The following is an 18,847-nucleotide window of genomic DNA, read 5'->3' on the forward strand; positions in this document are numbered from 1 at the left end:
GTTTTTGTTACATGAATGAAAACTATTTTACACAATTTATATAATCTACACTTTGCACTATATAGGGATTATTAGTCCTTTTTTAAAATATTCCTAATAAATCATTTCATTACTATTTGTCTATAGTGAAGTATACAAAAATTAATAGATAATGAAAATTTATACATTTTTACATAAAAAAATGCAGCAAAAGCTGCATCTTTCATTTGATCCCAGCAGGATTCGAACCTGCGACCGTTCGCTTAGAAGGCGAATGCTCTATCCAGCTGAGCTATGAGACCGAACTTACTTCATTTTAGCAGAAAAAGGAAGGAGCGTCAAGGTTATTTATGGTAAGGACTCCCCTGTTGAATCATGAAAGCACGATAGATTTGTTCCACCAACACTAATTTCATCAACTGATGAGGAAGAGTTAATTGACCAAAGCTCATTAATAGATTTCCTCTTTTTTTCACTTCAGGAGACAGACCAAGACTGCCTCCAATAACAAAAGTAAGGTTTGAGTAACCAGATGTCATAATCTGGTCAATCGTTTGACTAAATTTCTCTGAAGGAAATTGTTTTCCTTCGATGGCTAATACAATCACATATTCCTTATCTGAAATCTTAGAGAGAATTCGTTCCCCCTCTTTTTCAAGGATTTGTTGATTTTCGAGTTGACTGGCACGATCTGGAGTTTTTTCATCAACTAACTCAACCTGTTCTACTTTTGCAAATCGACCAAGCCTTTTAATATACTCCGCGATCCCATCTTTTAAGTATTTTTCTTTTAATTTTCCAACGGTTATCAATTTAATTTTCATTCCCCTATTGTAGCATAATTCTTCAATTCCACAAATAATCCACAGCTATAGAAAGGAAATCTATTCTATAAAGTCCTTTTTAAAGCCATTTCTCAACTAAATTCTACAACTTATCCACAATTTGTGGATAACTTTAGTTATTTAAGATATAATTAAGAAAGTTTTTCTATACTTTAGACAATTTGATATCCTTAGGAGGAAAATATGAAATCTTCATCTAATTTACTGAAAAAACTTGGAAATATAACCCTCATTTTCGTTGTAGGTTTTCTAGGTGGGATTCTTGGAACCTTTTTAACCTCTCATTCTTCTACTTCAAATACTGAAAGTAAGCAAGTACACTCAACCACTGTTAAAACAGCTTATAAAAATACAACCTCAACTAGTGAGGCCGTAGACAAGGTGAAAAATGCTGTGGTTTCTGTGATTACTTATTCTGATTCTTCGAATCAAGGGTTATTTGAAAAAGAAGAAAACTCTGACTCACAAATTTCTAGTGAAGGTTCTGGGGTCATTTATAAAAAAGAAGGAAAATATGCCTACCTTGTTACCAACACCCATGTAATCAATGGTGCTAAAAAAGTAGACATTCTTTTAGCAGATGGGAATAAAGTACCTGGAGAAGTAGTTGGATCAGATGTCTATTCTGATATTGCAGTCGTTCGCATTAGTGCGGATAAAGCAAAGGCAGTAGCTGAATTCGGAGATTCAAACCAATTAACAGTCGGTGAGACTGCAATTGCAATTGGTAGCCCTCTTGGAACAGATTATGCTAATTCTGTTACTCAAGGGATCATTTCTAGCCAAGGTCGCAATGTGAATTTGAAAGCTGATAATGGACAAAATATCTCTACACGCGCTCTACAAACAGACGCAGCCATCAACCCAGGAAACTCTGGAGGTCCATTAATCAATATTCAAGGACAAGTCATTGGGATTACCTCAAGTAAAATTTCAAATAACGGACAAACTTCAGTAGAAGGAATGGGATTTGCAATTCCTGCAAATGATGTTGTCAATATTATCAAGCAACTAGAAGAAAAAGGAAAAGTAGTTCGACCAGCTCTTGGAATCCAAATGATGGATTTATCCAACCTTTCAACTTCTGATTTAAGCCAATTAAAACTTCCTGAAAAAATCTCTGGAGGAGTACTGGTTCGTTCAACACTTGAAAATATGCCTGCTTCAGATAAATTGCAACGTTATGATGTCATCACAAAGATCGATGATACAGATATCGAGTCAACAGCAGATTTACAATCCGCCCTCTATTCTCACCAAATCAATGATACGATCAAGGTCACATTCTATCGTGATGGAAAACAACAAACAACTTCTATCAAGTTGACAAAATCAACTGAGGATCTGAGCGATTAACTTTCACTTTCTTGACATACTTGTAAACACACCTTTACGAATTTGTAAAGGTGTGTTATTCTATTCATAAGATGGAAAAATTAGAAAAAATAGCGGTAAAGGACATTCGAACCAATCCTTTCCAACCAAGAAAAGTATTTGATCAAGAAAAATTAGAAGAACTGGCTCAGTCAATCAAAGAAAATGGCTTAATTCAACCCATTATTGTCAGAAAATCTCCAATAATTGGTTTTGAATTGCTTGCAGGTGAAAGACGTTTTAGAGCTTCAAAAATTGCTGGATTAGAGCTTGTTCCTGCGATTATTAAAGAGTTAACGGATCAAGAAATGATGCGACAAGCCATTATTGAAAATCTTCAACGAGAAGATCTCAATCCAATTGAAGAAGCTATCTCCTACCAGAAGCTCGTTGATCATGGCTATAAGCACGACCAAATCGCTCAATTTATGGGGAAATCTAGACCCTATATCAGCAATATGCTTCGCTTGTTACATCTAGCCCCCTCTGTTCAAGAAGCAGTCATTCAAAATGATATTTCTTCGGCTCACGCGCGTGTTCTTGTTCCTCTTGATGAAGAAGAGCAGCGCTTTTGGTTGGAGCGAATCAAACAGGATCATTTAAATGTTCGAACATTAGAAAACAAGATTAGTTCAAAAAGAAAACAGAAAAAACAAAAAGCAAAAGAGAGCTTCCTACTAGAAGAGGAACAACGATTGAAAAAAATATTAGGAACAGATGTGACGATACACTCCTCTTCTCAAAATAAAGGAACTATCCAAATTTCTTTTTCCAGTCTTGATGAATACCAACGAATTATCAACAGCCTTAAATAAGGCTGTTATTTTTATTTTTTGTATTGACAAGCTTTTCCACCATAAAAATCTTTTGTAAATAGCAGAAAAATAAGGATATTCTCTAGTTATCCCCACTTTGTGGATAACTTTTAAAAACAATGTGAATTTAAATCCACAACTTGTGGAAAAGTTTAAAACTATAATTTAATTTCATGAAATTTAGCCTGTGGAAAACTATTTTTGTTTGTGGTAGAATAGGAGTACGTATGATTTGATACAATTCAAGAAAAGGAGGGAAGTCTGATAGTGTCACAAGAAGAGCAATTTTGGTCTCGTTTTTTAGAATTAGCCCAATTACAACTAAAAGATAGTGCCTATGATTTTTTTGTCGCCGATTCAAAATTAGTCAAAATCGATGGAGAGACGGCAACCATTTATCTTGATGGAAATTATAAAGAATTATTTTGGGAAACAAATCTAAAAAATGCTTTGATCACAGCCAGCTTTGAAGTCTACAATACAGATTTGAAGTTTCATTTCGTTTTTGAAGATACCGAAGAAATTCCTAGTAGTCATAGCGGTGAGAATAGGAGATTATCTTCAGGTAGCTTAACAACCGAACCGTTGCCTAAAATTGATACAGGTCTGAAATCAAAGTACACATTTGATAATTTTGTGCAAGGGGATGGAAATATTTGGGCGAAAGCAGCAGCGCTTGCAGTTTCTGAAAATCTTGCAACAACTTACAACCCTCTCTTTATCTATGGTGGACCAGGGCTTGGAAAGACTCACCTATTGAACGCAATTGGAAATCAAATCCTAGAAAATATTCCAAATGCACGGGTTAAGTATGTTCCAGCAGAAACCTTTATTAATGAATTTTTAGAACACCTTCGATTAGGAGAAATGAAGACGTTCAAGAATACCTATCGAAGTCTTGATCTCTTACTGATCGATGATATCCAGTCACTCGGCGGGAAAAAAGTCACGACTCAAGAGGAATTCTTTAATACCTTTAATGCCCTCCATAGCGACAACAAACAGATTGTTCTAACAAGCGATCGAAGTCCGGATCATTTAGATAGTCTTGAAGAGCGGCTGGTTACTCGTTTCAAATGGGGACTAACGCAAAATATAACACCACCTGATTTTGAAACTCGGATTGCCATCTTACGGAATAAAATTGAAGATCTAGACTATATTTTTCCTAATGACACACTGGAATATCTAGCAGGTCAGTTTGATTCAAATGTCCGAGACTTAGAAGGTGCCTTAAATGATATTTCTTTAATGGCGAAGGTGAAAAAACTAAAAGAAATTACGATCGATGTTGCAGCTGAAGCTATTCGAGCTCGTAAAAACGATAATAGCAAGACGCTTGTCATCCCCATTGAAAAAATTCAGGAAGCAGTTGGAGCCTTTTATGGAGTCAGTGTAAAAGAAATCAAAGGTTCTCGAAGAGTTCAGAATATTGTCCTAGCACGACAAGTGGCCATGTATCTTTCAAGAGAGATGACGGACAACTCACTTCCTCGAATCGGAAAAGAATTCGGTGGAAAAGACCACACGACTGTCATTCATGCTTATGAAAAAATTAAAAGTATGGTCGACACAGATGATAACCTACGACTCGAAATTCAAAGTATCAAGAAAAAGTTAAATTAATCTGTGGATAACTTTCTATCAACTTCTAAGGGTTATGCACAATTTTTAAACAAGTAACTTTTTAAGTCATAGATAGGATTCTGAGACTTTTCCACAACTTCCACACAACCTACTATTACTATTAACTTACTAATCATAAAATAAATAAAAGGAATGACCATGATAAATTTTTCTATTAACAAAACTTTATTTTTACAAGCACTAAATACTACCAAAAGAGCGATCAGTTCAAAAAATGCTATTCCAATCCTTTCCACGATTAAAATTGATGTCACTCCAGAAGGAGTTGCCTTATCAGGATCGAATGGCCAAATTTCAATCGAAAACTTTATTTCTATCAAAGACGAAAATGCTGGTTTACTAGTGACCTCCCCAGGTTCTATTTTATTGGAAGCAACTTTCTTTATTAATGTGGTTTCAAGTTTACCAGATGTTACTTTAGATTTTAAAGAGATTGAACAAAAACAGGTTCTTTTAACAAGTGGAAAATCAGAAATTACACTTAAAGGAAAAGATGCAGATCAATATCCACGTATTCAAGAAATTGCTGCAAGTAATCCATTAGTTTTGGAAACAAAATTATTAAAACAATTAATTAATGAAACAGCATTTGCAGCAAGTGTACAAGAAAGTCGGCCAATTTTGACAGGTGTTCACTTTGTTCTATCGGATAATAAAGAGCTAAAAACAGTAGCAACAGACTCTCACCGTATGAGTCAAAAAGTGATTACACTGGAGAAAAATGGAGACAACTTTGATGTTGTCATCCCAAGTCGCTCTCTTCGTGAATTCACCTCTGTCTTTTCTGATGATATTGAAACAGTTGAAGTTTTCTTTGCTAACAATCAAATCCTATTTAGAAGTGAACACATTAGTTTTTATACCCGTTTGCTAGAAGGAAATTATCCTGATACAGACCGTCTCATTCCAACAGAATTCAATACAGAGGCAACCTTCAATGTGGCCAACCTTCGATTTGCAATGGAGCGTGCTCGTCTTCTTTCAAATGCGACTCAAAACGGAACGGTTAAATTAGAGTTCAAAAATGGAGTGGTTTCTTCTCACGTTCATTCACCAGAAGTTGGGCGAGTAAATGAAGAGATCGATACGAGCGCCGTTTCAGGAGAGGATTTGTCTATTAGCTTTAATCCAACTTATTTGATTGAAGCGCTCAAAGCTATTGACAGTGAACAAGTTGTTATTCGTTTTATTTCTTCTGTTAGACCGTTTACATTGGTTCCAGAAGGAAATGAACAAGGGTTCATTCAATTGATTACGCCAGTTCGCACAAATTAACAAAGGTGAATCATGTATACGTTAGGTGATTTTGTAGAAATGAAAAAGCCTCACGCTTGTGTGATTAAAGAAACAGGCAAGAAGGCAAATTGTTGGGAAATTACGCGACTTGGTGCAGACATAAAAATCAAGTGTAGCAATTGTGATCATGTGGTCATGATGAGTCGCCATGATTTTGAACAGAAAATGAAGAAAGTACTATAAAAGGTTCAGTCACTTATGTGACCGAACCTTTTCGATTATTTTAATTCTTCAAATTTTCCATTTTTAACTTCTTTGAAACCACCCTGTTTCATCATATCAAAAGTTGATTTGAAGCTGATATAGTCGACTTTTTTATCTTTTTGTGTCGTTACTAATTTCTTTTCAATTAGCTGATCTAAGTCTGCCTTTTCATAATTTAGTGTTGTTTTTTCAACCATATAATCATCTTTATATTCAGCAGAATGTGTGAATCCTTTGACATCTTTGTATTCTTCATCATATTTATCGATCATTTCCTTTAATTGATCTTTCGTAACTCCCGCCTCTTTGTAATAAATAGTAGTGGTGGTTTGGTTACTGATCGCTTTATCACCTTTATGTTCTAGTGTAATACGAACATCTGTTTTCTTTTCTTGGTTGATTGCCTGAAGATAGGATTTTTGAACAGATTGTTGTCCACAAGCTCCAAGAAGAAAGAGAGTAAAGATAGCGATTAAAGAAAGAAAAATAGATTTCCATGTTTGTTTTTTCATCTGAAAAACTCCTTTGTTCATTGTTAAATATAGTATACCATTTTTATCTTTTTAGAACGTTACAGTTTGATGAAAAAATCTAGTTTCAAAGGTGATGAAATATTTCATTTTTCATCACTTGTCTTTTGAATTATGTTATAATAAAAGAGATTGAAATTTGAACGGAGAAAAAGAAAAATGGCATTAACAGCAGGTATCGTTGGCTTACCAAACGTTGGTAAATCAACCCTATTTAACGCAATTACAAAAGCAGGAGCAGAGGCCGCAAACTATCCCTTTGCGACCATTGATCCAAACGTCGGGATGGTAGAAGTTCCAGATGAACGCCTCCAAAAATTGACGGAAATGATTACTCCTAAGAAGACAGTTCCGACTACTTTTGAATTTACAGATATTGCTGGGATTGTGAAAGGAGCTTCTAAAGGGGAAGGACTTGGTAATAAATTCTTGGCCAACATCCGTGAAGTAGATGCCATTGTCCATGTAGTGCGTGCTTTTGATGATGAAAATGTCATGCGGGAGCAAGGTCGTGAAGATGCCTTTGTTGATCCACTAGCAGATATTGATACCATCAATTTAGAATTAATTTTAGCTGACTTAGAGTCTGTCAATAAACGAAATGCGCGTGTAGAAAAAATCGCTCGTACACAAAAAGATAAGGATTCTGTTGCGGAATTTAATGTTCTACAAAAAATCAAACCAGTTCTTGAAGATGGTAAATCAGCTCGGACCATTGAATTCACTGAGGAAGAACAAAAAGTGGTGAAAGGACTTTTCCTTTTGACTACCAAACCAGTTCTTTATGTAGCCAATGTGGATGAAGATGTTGTTGCAGATCCAGATTCTATTGACTATGTGAAGCAAATTCGTGACTTTGCGGCAACAGAGAATGCGGAAGTCGTGGTGATTTCTGCGCGTGCTGAGGAAGAAATTTCTGAGCTAGATGATGCAGATAAACAAGAATTTTTAGAGGCGATTGGCCTAACAGAGTCTGGAGTTGATAAACTCACGCGTGCAGCTTATCACTTGTTGGGACTTGGCACTTATTTCACAGCTGGTGAAAAAGAAGTGCGTGCTTGGACCTTCAAACGTGGCATGAAAGCTCCTCAAGCTGCTGGAATCATCCACTCTGATTTTGAAAAAGGATTTATTCGTGCCGTGACCATGTCCTATGATGATTTGGTTAAATACGGTTCTGAAAAGGCTGTAAAAGAAGCAGGACGCTTGCGCGAAGAAGGAAAAGAATATGTTGTCCAAGACGGGGACATCATGGAATTCCGTTTTAATGTATAAGAGAGTTAAAAAAATGTAAAGGTTGGAAAAAATATTTCCAACCCTTTTAGTGTTTTGAAAGGAAAGAGATGACGAAATTAATTGTTGGATTGGGAAATCCAGGTGATAAGTATTTTGAAACGAAACACAATGTAGGCTTTATGTTAGTTGATCAAATGGCAAAGTCTTTAAATCTTACTTTCTCCCATGATAAAATTTTTCAAGCTGATATTGCCTCAACATTTTTGAATGGCGAAAAGGTCTATTTTGTAAAGCCAACCACTTTCATGAATGAGAGTGGAAAAGCGGTCCATGCCCTTCTGACTTATTATGGTCTGGATATTGAAGATCTTTTGGTTATTTACGATGATTTAGATATGGAAGTTGGTAAGATTCGTCTTCGAGCGAAAGGATCAGCTGGAGGTCATAACGGAATCAAATCGATTATCAATCATATTGGAACTCAGACTTTTTATCGAATTAAGATTGGAATTGGAAGACCTAAGCAGGGCATGTCAGTTGTTCATCATGTTTTAGGGAAATTTGATAAAGACGATTACATCACTATTCTACAAACAATTGATCGAGTAGAAGAAGCGGTTAACGATTACTTGGTAGAAGAAAATTTTGAAAGAAGCATGCAGAAATACAACGGGTAAGTAGATGAATGTAATTGATTTAGTGAGTCAAAACTCCAACCTTCTATCCTGGCAACAAGGTTTGCAAAAAAATAATAGGGAATTGATCTTAGGATTGTCTGCGACTACAAAGGCTATTGTAATGGCTTCAGCCTTTGATTCTATTGAAAAAGCAGTCCTCATTACTTCCAGTTATAACGAAGCAGAACGATTGGCCAGTGATTTTATTGCTTTACTTGGAGAAGAGAAAGTCCATACATTTTTGGGAGATGATAACCCTTTAGCAGAATTTGTTTTTGCTTCACAAGAAAGGAAATTTGCACGATTAGAGGCTTTGAACTTTTTATGTCAAGAGGATCGTCAAGGTATCCTTGTGACCAATGTGAGTGGTATCAAACTACTATTACCTTCTCCTAAAGTTTTTGTATCTAGCATTTTTCAATTGAAGGTTGGTCAAGAAATAGACTTAACTACTCTGAGTGAAACATTACAGAAGATTGGCTACCAAAAGGTGAGCCAAGTTTTGCAACAGGGAGAGTTTAGTCTACGAGGAGATATTTTAGATATCTTTGAGATCGACCAACTCCAACCCTATCGGATTGAATTTTTCGGAGATGAGATTGATGGAATCCGAATCTTTGACCCAGAAAGTCAGCGTTCTGTTGAAAATGTTGAAGAAGTTCAACTGAAGGCAGTGAGTGATCTATTGTTGCAAGAGGAAGATTTCATCCGTGGTCAGCAGCAAATCGAACAATTGCAAGAACAGAGCGCGAATGAAGAATTTAAATCTTATCTAGCAGAAATTTTAGGAGATATTTCTCAAAGGAAACTTCATCCGGATCTTAGAAAATTTATTAGTTTCTTTTACGAGAAGCAATATACCCTATTCGATTATCTCCCTAAACACACTCCTGTTTTTCTGGATGATTATCAAAAAATAGCAGATCAAATAGCGAGATTTGAACTAGATACAGCTAATCTCTTGACGGAAGATTTACATAAAAATAGAGCTTCTTCTCGCCAAGTGTATTTTGCAGACACCAGTACAACATTACGAAAATATACGCCTGCAACTTATTTTTCAAACTTTCAAAAAGGATTAGGAAATCTGAAGTTTGATCATTTGTATCAATTCAATCAATATCCCATGCAGGAGTTTTTTGGACAATTTGATTTACTAAAAGAGGAAATTGAACGGTATCGAAAATCAAACTATACAGTTATTATCCAAGCAACTTCTCATCACAATCTTCAACAGCTCCATAAAAATTTAGAAGAGTATGGGATTCGATTAGATTATATTGATGGGGATACGATCATTCCTCAAGCTAGTCAATTAGTTGTTGGAGGACTAGCTCACGGTTTTCAATTTGTTGATGAAAAAATTGTCTACATTACAGAATCAGAGATTTATCAGAAAAAGATCAAACGAAAGATTCGCAGGCAAAATATTTCCAATGCAGAACGCCTAAAAAATTATAATGAACTGGAAAAAGGGGACTATGTTGTTCACCAAGTTCATGGTATTGGTCAATATTTGGGAATTGAAACGATTGAAATTTCGGGTGTCCATCGTGATTATGTTTCAATTCAATATCAAAATGGAGATCGCATCTCGATTCCTGTCGATCAGATTCAGATGTTGTCCAAATACGTTGCAAGTGATGGAAAAACGCCAAAAATTAACAAGTTAAATGATGGGCGTTTCCAAAGAACGAAGCAAAAGATTCAGACCCAGGTGGAGGACATTGCGGATGATTTGATAAAACTTTATGCGGAGCGTAGTCAATTAGAAGGCTTTGCCTATTCCCAAGATGATGAAAACCAAGAGGCTTTTGAACAAGATTTTCCATATATTGAAACAGATGACCAATTACGTTCCATTGAAGAAATTAAAAAAGATATGGAATCGAATCGTCCGATGGACCGATTGCTGGTTGGAGACGTCGGTTTTGGGAAAACAGAGGTCGCTATGCGAGCAGCTTTTAAGGCAGTAAATGATCATAAACAAGTAGCAGTGCTGGTTCCTACCACTGTTCTTGCCCAACAACATTATGCCAATTTTAAGGAGCGTTTTGAATCTTTTGCAGTAGAAGTTGCTGTTTTAAGTCGTTTCCAGAGTAAGGCAGAGCAGAAAGAAACGCTTGAAAAGTTGAAAAAAGGACGAGTGGATATTATTATTGGAACTCACCGGCTCTTGTCCAAAGATGTTGTTTTTTCAGACTTAGGCTTAATCGTGATAGATGAAGAACAACGTTTTGGAGTGAAGCACAAAGAAACCTTGAAAGAATTGAAAAAAAAGGTGGATGTGCTTACCTTGACAGCTACCCCTATACCTCGAACTCTTCATATGTCTATGCTAGGAATTAGAGATTTGTCTGTCATTGAAACACCTCCTACCAATCGATATCCTGTGCAAACTTTTGTACTAGAGACCAATCCAACTATTATTCGAGATGCTGTGTTGCGGGAGATGGATCGTGGAGGACAGGCCTATTATCTTTACAATAAGGTAGATACAATTGAACAAAAGGTGTCTGAATTAAAAGAGTTGATTCCAGAGGCTTCGATTGGCTTTGTTCATGGCCAGATGAGTGAAGTTCGCCTGGAAAATACCCTGTTGGATTTCATTAATGGCGAATACGATGTCTTAGTGACGACAACCATTATTGAGACAGGTGTGGATATTCCAAATGCTAATACACTCTTTATTGAAAATGCGGATCATATGGGACTTTCAACGCTTTATCAATTAAGAGGTCGTGTGGGACGAAGCAATCGAATTGCTTATGCCTATTTGATGTATCGTCCAGACAAATCTCTTACAGAAGTGTCTGAAAAACGCTTAGAAGCTATTAAAGGTTTTACTGAGTTGGGGTCTGGATTTAAAATTGCTATGCGAGATTTATCGATCCGTGGAGCAGGGAATATCCTTGGAGCTTCTCAATCTGGTTTCATCGATTCAGTTGGTTTTGAAATGTATTCTCAATTGTTAGAAGAAGCTATTGCTAAGAAACAAGGCCAAGAGCATCGTAGGCAAAAGAGCAATGCAGAGTTGAACCTTCAAATAGATGCATATTTACCTAATGAATATATTTCAGATCAACGTCAAAAAATTGAAATTTACAAACAAATTCGTGAAATGAATTCTGCGACGGACTATGAATATTTGCAAGATGAATTGATCGATCGTTTTGGAGAATACCCAGATGTTGTGGCCTACCTACTTGAAATTGGTTTAGTGAAAGCTTACTTGGATCAAGTCTTTGTCCGTCTTGTTGAGAGAAAACAACAAAAAGTGACAGTGAAATTTGAACCTATTGCCAAACAACTGTTTTTAACACAGGATTATTTCAAAGCTCTGTCAATGACACAGTTAAAGGCACAGATTGCAGAGGAAAAAGGATTGATTGAAGTGATCTTCGATATTCGAAATAAGAAAGATTTTGAAATTTTAGAAGCTCTGAAGCAATTTGGTCAAACCTTATTGGAAATTAAACAGGAAAAAGAAGAGGACTAGAAGTTCTTAGCTCATTTTTCGCATTTTATGTATAAAAAATGATACAATACTATGTTAGAGGTGACAGTATGAGATTAGATAAATATTTAAAAGTTTCTCGCATTATTAAGCGTCGTCCTGTTGCAAAGGAAGTTGCAGATAAAGGGCGGATCAAAGTCAATGGAGTATTAGCCAAAAGTTCAACGGATTTGAAAGTGAATGATCAAATTGAAGTTCGTTTTGGAAATAAAGTATTGACGGTTAAAGTCTTGGAAATGTTGGATAGTACAAAAAAAGAAGATGCATCCAAAATGTACGAAATAATTAGTGAAACAAGGATAGAAGAAGATGCCTAAAAATATCGTTCAAATGAACAATAAATATATCAAAGACGAAAGTCAGCGAAAACGTTTTTTAGAAGAAGAAAGAAAAAAACGCAATCGTTTTCTAGGGCTCGTTTTGATATTGGTCATGTTACTGTTTATTCTTCCAACTTATAATTTAGCCCAGAGCTATCAATCGCTACAAGATAAGAAAGAACAATACAAACAGTTGGAAAAAGAGTATAAAGAAACAAGTGAACAAAAAGAATACCAACAAGACATCGCTAAAAAATTAAAAGACGATGATTATGCAACAAAATATGCACGCGCAAAGTATTCTTTTTCAAAAGATGGTGAATATGTTTATACCATCCCAGATTTACTCCCCCAATAACCGATGGAAAATATCTTACAAACAGTTAAACAATTTCTTGAATTTTCAGATGAAAAATTAGAGGAATTAAAAAAGAAAAACCAAATGATCAAACTTCAAAAGGATGAAAAGGAAAGGAATACAGGTGTCTAAACGATTTCTGCTCCTATTGTTAGTTCCAATTTTATTTATTGGGTCTCAAGCAGCGAGTATCGAGCAGTCTGAGTTTTCTCAGACAATGGCTCATCCATCAGAACTTTATTTTTCTTCAATTCCAGCGAACCCGAATGTCTATCGCAAAATTTCTGTTTTTTCTGATCCTCAGTTGAAAAAAGCAAAAGGAGAAATTCTTCCCAACACACCGTTTACAATCGAACAACTCTTTGTAAATGATGAAGGGAAAGCTGTATTTAAAATAGCAGATAAGGGATATGTATTAGCAGATTCTTCTGTCATTTTTTCTGATGTTGTACAAGAAACACAAGAAAAAAAACAAGACATGTGGCTAAAACCTGGTTTTAAAATGTATGACCGACCCTTAATAAATGGTGCAAAAGAAAAAAATACACCTCTTTCTCCTTATACAAAAGTGACAGTCTTACGTACAGCTAAGACTTTACGAGATGAGTTTGTGGAGATTGAAGGTCAGGGCTGGGTGAACAAAGCATTCGTTACTGAAAAAGATAATCGAATGGAAAAAGTCCAGGACTTGTTAAATAGTAAATACAATTCTCCTTCGTATGGAATCTATGTAAAACAATTAGAGACTGGAAATACTGCTGGAATCAATCCGCAAAAAGAAATGTATTCTGCCAGTGTAACGAAATTACCATACTTGTACTACGTCCAAGAACAGCTCAATAAAAAAGCCATTTCTCCAACTACAACCTACAAATATATTCCAGAAGTCAATGATTTCAAAGGTAGCTATGAACCAGAAGGAAGTGGTAGCCTTTCAAAAACACCAGATGGAAAAGAATATAGTGTTCAAGAGTTGGTAGATAAAATTGCAAAAGAATCAGATAATGTTGGACATAATATCTTGAATTATTATGTCACTCATCAATCAGATCAAGACTTCCAAAAAACTTTGGATAAAATTGCAAAGAAACATTGGGATGTTGAAAAAAGAGAAGCATCCGCTGAAATGGCTGGCAATGTCATGGAGGCTGTCTATCAACAAAATGGCCCTATTATTGATGCACTCTCCTCTACAAAATATGATGATCAACGGATTGCGCGTGACCTTCCAGTAAAAGTTGCTCATAAAATTGGAGATGCCTATGATTTTAGACATGATGTTGCAATTGTATATACAAATTCACCCTATGTAATAGCCATTTTTACAGATCATTCGAATTATGATACGATTTCCAATATTTCAAAAGATATCTATGAGGTATTGAAATAATGGAAAAGCGATTTTTAGAGTTTTGTGAAAAACAAGATCTATTTACTCCCCATCGCCGTGTTTTAGTTGCCTTATCTGGTGGATTGGATTCAATGAATCTGTATGAACTTTTATATAAGAATAAAGAACGATTGAAAATCCATCTGGTACTCGCTCATGTCAATCATGGACAAAGACCAGAATCGGATTTAGAAGAAAGTGAACTTCGAACGCTAGCTGATAGGCGAGAGACACGTATCCATGTGGCTCACTATTCGGGTGATTTTACAGAAGCAAAAGCTCGTACCTTTCGTTATGATTTTTTTAAACAGATTATGGAGAAAGAGGATTGCACCGCTTTAGTAACAGGTCATCATGCAAACGATCAAGCCGAAACAACTTTCATGCGCTTAATACGAGGAACAAAATTACGCCATTTAAGTGGTATTCCTGTACGCCAACCATTTGGTAAGGGTGAGTTAATCCGTCCTTTGTTAACTTTTACCAAAGATGAGTTGATGAAAATCCCTCACTTTGAAGACAGTAGCAATGACTCACAGGACTATTTTCGAAATCGTGTACGCCATCAATACCTTCCAGAATTTGAAAAAGAAAATCCCCAAATGCAAGCAAGTCTTCGCTATTTAGCAGAGGAAGTGAATCATTGGCACCAAGCACTGAAAGAATTGACTAGCGAGTTAAGCATTCAAGATTTAGCTTCTTTTAGAACGTATTCTCATTCTGTACAATCATTCTTATTAGAAGAGTATTTGGCACAATTTCCAGATTTGCAACTTGGTAGGGCCCAGTTTCAAGAATTATTAGATTTACTGCGAAAAAAAAGAAATTGCATTCATTATTTAAAGTCGAATTATGAATTACATCAAGAATATGATTTCTTTGAAATACAAAAAATCAGTCAAAAGTCGGATGACCAAGTCCTCCCATTTTTGTTAGAATTTGGGAATATCTTTGAGATTGCAAATTATAAATTATCTTTTGGCCACCCATTAGTAGGGAAAAATGTGGAAATTCTTTCTGTTTCACGCGAAACGCCCATCTTAATTAGAAGGCGAGAGGAAGGAGATCAGCTACTTGTTAATGGCCACCATCAAAAATTAAGACGGTGGTTTATCAACCATAAAATTCCAATTTCGCTTCGACAAAAAGCTCTCATTATAGAACAGAATCATAATATTCTTTCTGTAGTGGGATTGGTAACGAGTGATTTGAGTAAGCTCTCAAAAAGTGGTATAATGAAAGATAGTCTTTATATTCAAAAAATAGATAGGTAAAAACATGTTAGAAAAAGATATAAAAAAAGTATTGGTTTCACATGATGAAATTGTAGAAGCAGCAAAGAAATTGGGTGAAACCATAACAAAAGAGTACCAAGGGAAAAATCCAATTTTTGTTGGAATTTTGAAAGGCTCTGTTCCATTTATGGCAGAGTTGATCAACCACGTGGATACACATATTGAATTGGATTTTATGCTGGTTTCAAGTTATCATGGTGGTACGGCAAGCTCAGGTATTATTAATATTATCAAGGATATCGACCAAGATATTACTGGTAGAGATATTTTATTTGTAGAAGATATTATCGATACAGGTAAAACCCTCAAGAGTCTAAAAGAACTCTTTGAAGAACGAAATGCAGCATCTGTGAAGATTGCTACCTTACTGGATAAACCTGAAGGACGTTTGGTTGAGATCGAAGCAGATTACACCTGCTTTACGATTCCAAATGAGTTTGTTGTCGGATATGGTTTAGACTATGAAGAAAATTATCGTAACCTACCATATGTTGGTGTATTAAAAGAGGAAGTGTACTCAAAATAGAGGAGACTAGATGAATAACAGAAAAAATAACGGTTTTGTTCGAAATCCTTTTCTGTATTTGTTGATTATTGTAGCGGCTGTGACAGGATTCCAGTACTTTTTTGCGGGTAATGGAGTTGGTCAAAGTCAGCAAATCAACTACACAGAATTGGTCAAAGAAATTAAAAATGACAATGTAAAAACGATCAGTTACCAACCAAATGGTAGTGTGATTGAAATTGCAGGGACCTATAATAAAGCTAAAGAATCAAAAGATGATACAGGAATTCAATTTTTTACCCCAAGTGTTCAAAAAGTATCTCGCTTTACTAGTGTCATCCTTCCATCTGATATCACCGTCAATGAATTACAAAAATTAGCAGCTGACCACAAAGCAGAAATCACCATCAAGCGTGAGAGTTCAAGTGGCATGTGGATAACAATTCTCACTTCAATTGTTCCATTTGTTATCGTCATGTTCTTCTTCTTCTCAATGATGAACCAAGGCGGTGGCGGAGGTGCCAGAGGTGCAATGAACTTTGGTCGTAATAAAGCCCGCGCTGCTAATAAAGAAGATATTAAAGTTCGTTTTTCAGATGTAGCAGGAGCTGAAGAAGAAAAACAAGAACTTGTTGAAGTTGTTGAATTTTTAAAAGATCCAAAACGCTTTACTAAATTGGGTGCAAGAATCCCAGCAGGTGTGCTTCTTGAAGGCCCTCCCGGAACTGGTAAAACCCTTTTAGCAAAAGCAGTAGCTGGTGAAGCTGGAGTGCCATTCTTCAGTATCTCTGGTTCTGACTTCGTTGAAATGTTTGTCGGAGTCGGTGCTAGCCGGGTTCGTTCACTTTTTGAAGATGCTAAAAAAGCAGCTCCAGCCATTATCTTTATCGATGAAATTGATGCTGTTGGGCGCCAACGTGGTGTAGGTCTTGGTGGTGGAAATGATGAACGTGAACAAACCCTCAACCAGCTCTTGATTGAGATGGATGGTTTTGAAGGTAACGAAGGAATCATTGTTATCGCAGCAACTAACCGTTCTGATGTCCTTGACCCTGCCCTTCTTCGTCCTGGCCGTTTTGACCGTAAAGTATTAGTTGGACGTCCAGATGTGAAAGGTCGTGAGGCAATTCTTCGTGTTCATGCTAAGAACAAACCACTCGCTCCAGATGTGGACTTGAAATTGGTTGCTCAACAAACACCGGGATTTGTCGGTGCTGATCTCGAAAATGTTTTGAACGAAGCAGCCTTGGTTGCAGCTCGTCGAAATAAAAAAGTAATTGATGCTGCTGATATCGATGAAGCAGAAGATCGTGTTATTGCAGGTCCATCTAAGAAAGATCGGACGATTTCACAAAAAGAACGTGAAATGGTTGCTTATCACGAAGCTGGTCATACAATCGTTGGTCTGGTCTTATCAAATGCTCGTGTAGTTCATAAAGTTACGATTGTTCCACGTGGTCGTGCAGGCGGTTACATGATTGCCCTTCCTAAAGAAGATCAAATGTTACTTTCTAAAGAAGATATGAAAGAACAATTAGCTGGGCTCATGGGAGGACGTGTTGCCGAAGAAATTATTTTCAATTCGCAAACAACGGGTGCTTCAAATGACTTTGAACAAGCTACCCAAATGGCGCGTGCAATGGTGACAGAATATGGTATGAGTGAAAAACTTGGACCGGTCCAATATGAAGGAAATCATGCGATGTTTGGTGCTCAAAGCCCACAAAAAATGATTTCAGAACAAACAGCTTACGAAATCGATGAAGAAGTTCGTGGTCTGTTGAATGAAGCCCGTAATAAAGCTGCGGAAATTATTCAAGGAAATAGAGAAACGCATAAACTGATTGCCGAAGCTCTATTAAAATATGAAACCTTGGATAGTGTCCAAATTAAATCATTATACGAAACAGGAAAAATGCCTGAAAATTCAGAGCATGAATTAGAAGAAGAAGCAAAACCTCTATCATATGATGAGATTAAGTCAAAATTAGAAGAAAATAACTAATTCAAAAGAAGGAAAATATTTCCTTCTTTTTTTATTAAAAAAGTGTTGACAGAGTAAAAATATTCTGTATAATAGAATATGTTGTAAAAATGGTCCGTTGGTCAAGGGGTTAAGACACCGCCTTTTCACGGCGGTAACACGGGTTCGAATCCCGTACGGACTATCGATAAACTGTCACCAAGTGGCAGTTTTTTTGTGTATTTGGACAAAATAGTTAAAAATAATAACCAAATAGTTAAAAAAACGTGCAGAATAGAAAAAAAGTCCAATGGGCTTCTTTATTTTTATAAAATACAGATAAAAATAAAGGAGAGCTTATGGAATTTAATAAAATGTATCAAAAAGTAAAATATATTGTAAGAAAATGTGAAAAAGAATATTATATTCAATTATGGGAAAAAGATGATTGGGAACAAGAAGGACAGCTAACACTCTTTGAACTTTATCAAAAAAATCCTGAAATTGAAACAAATGAAGAATTACTTTATACATATTTCAAAACAAAATTTAGAAATCATATTAAAGATAAAATAAGACAACAGGAAAGTGATAAGAGAAAAATTAATAGACTTCCATATATTGAAATCGGAGAAATTAGTCACAGAATTTCATCAAGAAAAATATATTTGGATGAGCTGGTTGTTCTGAGAGATGCATTAAAACGTTTTAAAGAAAAATTAACCGTAAAAGAAAAAGAACAATATGAAGCATTACTAGCAAACAGAAGATGTCTAGGAAAAACAAAAATGAAAAAGAAATTAGAGAACTATTTAAAGGACTTTAAAAATTCAATTTAAAAACTGAAAGTTGACAGTGAATAAATGAACTTTCAAAAAAATAAAATTTTTTGGAAA

18 protein-coding genes and 2 tRNA genes are annotated in these 18,847 nt (G+C 35.8%); 17 read left to right on the top strand and 3 right to left on the bottom strand.

What is annotated here, in order from left to right:
• Nucleotides 1–207: 207 nt before the first annotated feature.
• Together HMPREF2685_RS01345 and rlmH are read right to left on the bottom strand one after the other, a co-directional pair.
• Nucleotides 208–281: transfer RNA gene (locus HMPREF2685_RS01345), tRNA-Arg, on the bottom strand.
• Nucleotides 282–323: 42 nt separating this feature from the next.
• Nucleotides 324–803: a 23S rRNA (pseudouridine(1915)-N(3))-methyltransferase RlmH gene (gene rlmH / locus HMPREF2685_RS01350; protein WP_003009233.1), complete on the bottom strand. Its 480-nt coding sequence runs from the start codon at nucleotides 801–803 to the stop codon at nucleotides 324–326.
• Between the two features lie 204 nt (nucleotides 804–1,007).
• On the opposite strand from rlmH, the gene HMPREF2685_RS01355 reads away from it, so the two are divergent.
• The 5 genes from HMPREF2685_RS01355 to HMPREF2685_RS01375 all read left to right on the top strand — a co-directional run bounded on the left by HMPREF2685_RS01355 (nucleotide 1,008) and on the right by HMPREF2685_RS01375 (nucleotide 6,139).
• The gene (locus HMPREF2685_RS01355; RefSeq protein ID WP_070464814.1) at nucleotides 1,008–2,180 is read left to right on the top strand and encodes a serine protease HtrA; all 1,173 of its coding nucleotides are present in this window, start codon (nucleotides 1,008–1,010) and stop codon (nucleotides 2,178–2,180) included.
• Nucleotides 2,181–2,251: 71 nt separating this feature from the next.
• Nucleotides 2,252–3,013: a ParB/RepB/Spo0J family partition protein gene (locus HMPREF2685_RS01360; RefSeq protein WP_070464819.1), complete on the top strand. Its 762-nt coding sequence runs from the start codon at nucleotides 2,252–2,254 to the stop codon at nucleotides 3,011–3,013.
• A gap of 267 nt (nucleotides 3,014–3,280) precedes the next feature.
• Entirely contained in the window at nucleotides 3,281–4,639 is a 1,359-nt protein-coding gene (gene dnaA / locus HMPREF2685_RS01365; RefSeq protein WP_031574821.1) for a chromosomal replication initiator protein DnaA, read from the top strand.
• A gap of 159 nt (nucleotides 4,640–4,798) precedes the next feature.
• On the top strand, nucleotides 4,799–5,935 hold the full coding sequence (dnaN, locus tag HMPREF2685_RS01370) for a DNA polymerase III subunit beta (protein WP_021154169.1): 1,137 nt from the start codon (nucleotides 4,799–4,801) through the stop codon (nucleotides 5,933–5,935).
• 12 nt (nucleotides 5,936–5,947) lie between these two features.
• Nucleotides 5,948–6,139 carry a DUF951 domain-containing protein gene (locus tag HMPREF2685_RS01375; RefSeq protein ID WP_070464822.1) on the top strand — a complete coding sequence of 64 codons (192 nt, stop codon included), beginning with the start codon at nucleotides 5,948–5,950 and terminating at the stop codon, nucleotides 6,137–6,139.
• 35 nt (nucleotides 6,140–6,174) lie between these two features.
• On the opposite strand, the gene HMPREF2685_RS01380 is transcribed toward HMPREF2685_RS01375, so the two are convergent.
• Nucleotides 6,175–6,672, bottom strand: a complete 498-nt coding sequence (locus HMPREF2685_RS01380; RefSeq protein ID WP_031574824.1) for a DUF1307 domain-containing protein — start codon at nucleotides 6,670–6,672, stop codon at nucleotides 6,175–6,177.
• 177 nt (nucleotides 6,673–6,849) lie between these two features.
• On the opposite strand from HMPREF2685_RS01380, the gene ychF reads away from it, so the two are divergent.
• The 12 genes from ychF to HMPREF2685_RS01435 all read left to right on the top strand — a co-directional run bounded on the left by ychF (nucleotide 6,850) and on the right by HMPREF2685_RS01435 (nucleotide 18,790).
• Nucleotides 6,850–7,965, top strand: coding sequence for a redox-regulated ATPase YchF (gene ychF / locus HMPREF2685_RS01385; protein WP_070464823.1), 1,116 nt, complete (start codon nucleotides 6,850–6,852; stop codon nucleotides 7,963–7,965).
• Between the two features lie 68 nt (nucleotides 7,966–8,033).
• Nucleotides 8,034–8,603 carry an aminoacyl-tRNA hydrolase gene (gene pth / locus HMPREF2685_RS01390; RefSeq protein WP_003009246.1) on the top strand — a complete coding sequence of 190 codons (570 nt, stop codon included), beginning with the start codon at nucleotides 8,034–8,036 and terminating at the stop codon, nucleotides 8,601–8,603.
• 4 nt (nucleotides 8,604–8,607) lie between these two features.
• The gene (mfd, locus tag HMPREF2685_RS01395) at nucleotides 8,608–12,102 is read left to right on the top strand and encodes a transcription-repair coupling factor (RefSeq protein ID WP_070464826.1); all 3,495 of its coding nucleotides are present in this window, start codon (nucleotides 8,608–8,610) and stop codon (nucleotides 12,100–12,102) included.
• Nucleotides 12,103–12,170: 68 nt separating this feature from the next.
• Nucleotides 12,171–12,437 carry an RNA-binding S4 domain-containing protein gene (locus HMPREF2685_RS01400; protein WP_003002258.1) on the top strand — a complete coding sequence of 89 codons (267 nt, stop codon included), beginning with the start codon at nucleotides 12,171–12,173 and terminating at the stop codon, nucleotides 12,435–12,437.
• Nucleotides 12,430–12,798 (top strand): FtsB family cell division protein, encoded by a 369-nt coding sequence (locus tag HMPREF2685_RS01405; RefSeq protein ID WP_003009251.1) that lies wholly within the window; start codon nucleotides 12,430–12,432, stop codon nucleotides 12,796–12,798. Before HMPREF2685_RS01400 ends, HMPREF2685_RS01405 begins: the two co-directional genes overlap by 8 nt.
• A 3-nt stretch (nucleotides 12,799–12,801) precedes the next feature.
• Nucleotides 12,802–12,930 carry an SP_0009 family protein gene (locus HMPREF2685_RS10780; RefSeq protein WP_003009253.1) on the top strand — a complete coding sequence of 43 codons (129 nt, stop codon included), beginning with the start codon at nucleotides 12,802–12,804 and terminating at the stop codon, nucleotides 12,928–12,930.
• Nucleotides 12,923–14,188 (top strand): serine hydrolase, encoded by a 1,266-nt coding sequence (locus tag HMPREF2685_RS01410; RefSeq protein ID WP_261710232.1) that lies wholly within the window; start codon nucleotides 12,923–12,925, stop codon nucleotides 14,186–14,188. Before HMPREF2685_RS10780 ends, HMPREF2685_RS01410 begins: the two co-directional genes overlap by 8 nt.
• Nucleotides 14,188–15,462 carry a tRNA lysidine(34) synthetase TilS gene (gene tilS / locus HMPREF2685_RS01415; protein WP_070464832.1) on the top strand — a complete coding sequence of 425 codons (1,275 nt, stop codon included), beginning with the start codon at nucleotides 14,188–14,190 and terminating at the stop codon, nucleotides 15,460–15,462. Before HMPREF2685_RS01410 ends, tilS begins: the two co-directional genes overlap by 1 nt.
• A gap of 4 nt (nucleotides 15,463–15,466) precedes the next feature.
• Nucleotides 15,467–16,009, top strand: a complete 543-nt coding sequence (gene hpt / locus HMPREF2685_RS01420; protein ID WP_070464835.1) for a hypoxanthine phosphoribosyltransferase — start codon at nucleotides 15,467–15,469, stop codon at nucleotides 16,007–16,009.
• A 10-nt stretch (nucleotides 16,010–16,019) separates the two neighbouring features.
• Complete coding sequence (ftsH, locus tag HMPREF2685_RS01425; RefSeq protein ID WP_070464840.1) at nucleotides 16,020–17,993, top strand: ATP-dependent zinc metalloprotease FtsH; 1,974 nt, start codon at nucleotides 16,020–16,022, stop codon at nucleotides 17,991–17,993.
• Nucleotides 17,994–18,084: 91 nt separating this feature from the next.
• Nucleotides 18,085–18,156 (top strand) — tRNA-Glu (locus HMPREF2685_RS01430).
• A gap of 154 nt (nucleotides 18,157–18,310) precedes the next feature.
• Nucleotides 18,311–18,790 carry a sigma-70 family RNA polymerase sigma factor gene (locus HMPREF2685_RS01435; RefSeq protein WP_003009261.1) on the top strand — a complete coding sequence of 160 codons (480 nt, stop codon included), beginning with the start codon at nucleotides 18,311–18,313 and terminating at the stop codon, nucleotides 18,788–18,790.
• The last annotated feature ends 57 nt before the right edge of the window (nucleotides 18,791–18,847 follow it).

The organism is Streptococcus sp. HMSC074F05 (genome assembly GCF_001808725.1).
GTDB classification, from domain to species: domain Bacteria; phylum Bacillota; class Bacilli; order Lactobacillales; family Streptococcaceae; genus Streptococcus; species Streptococcus parasanguinis_I.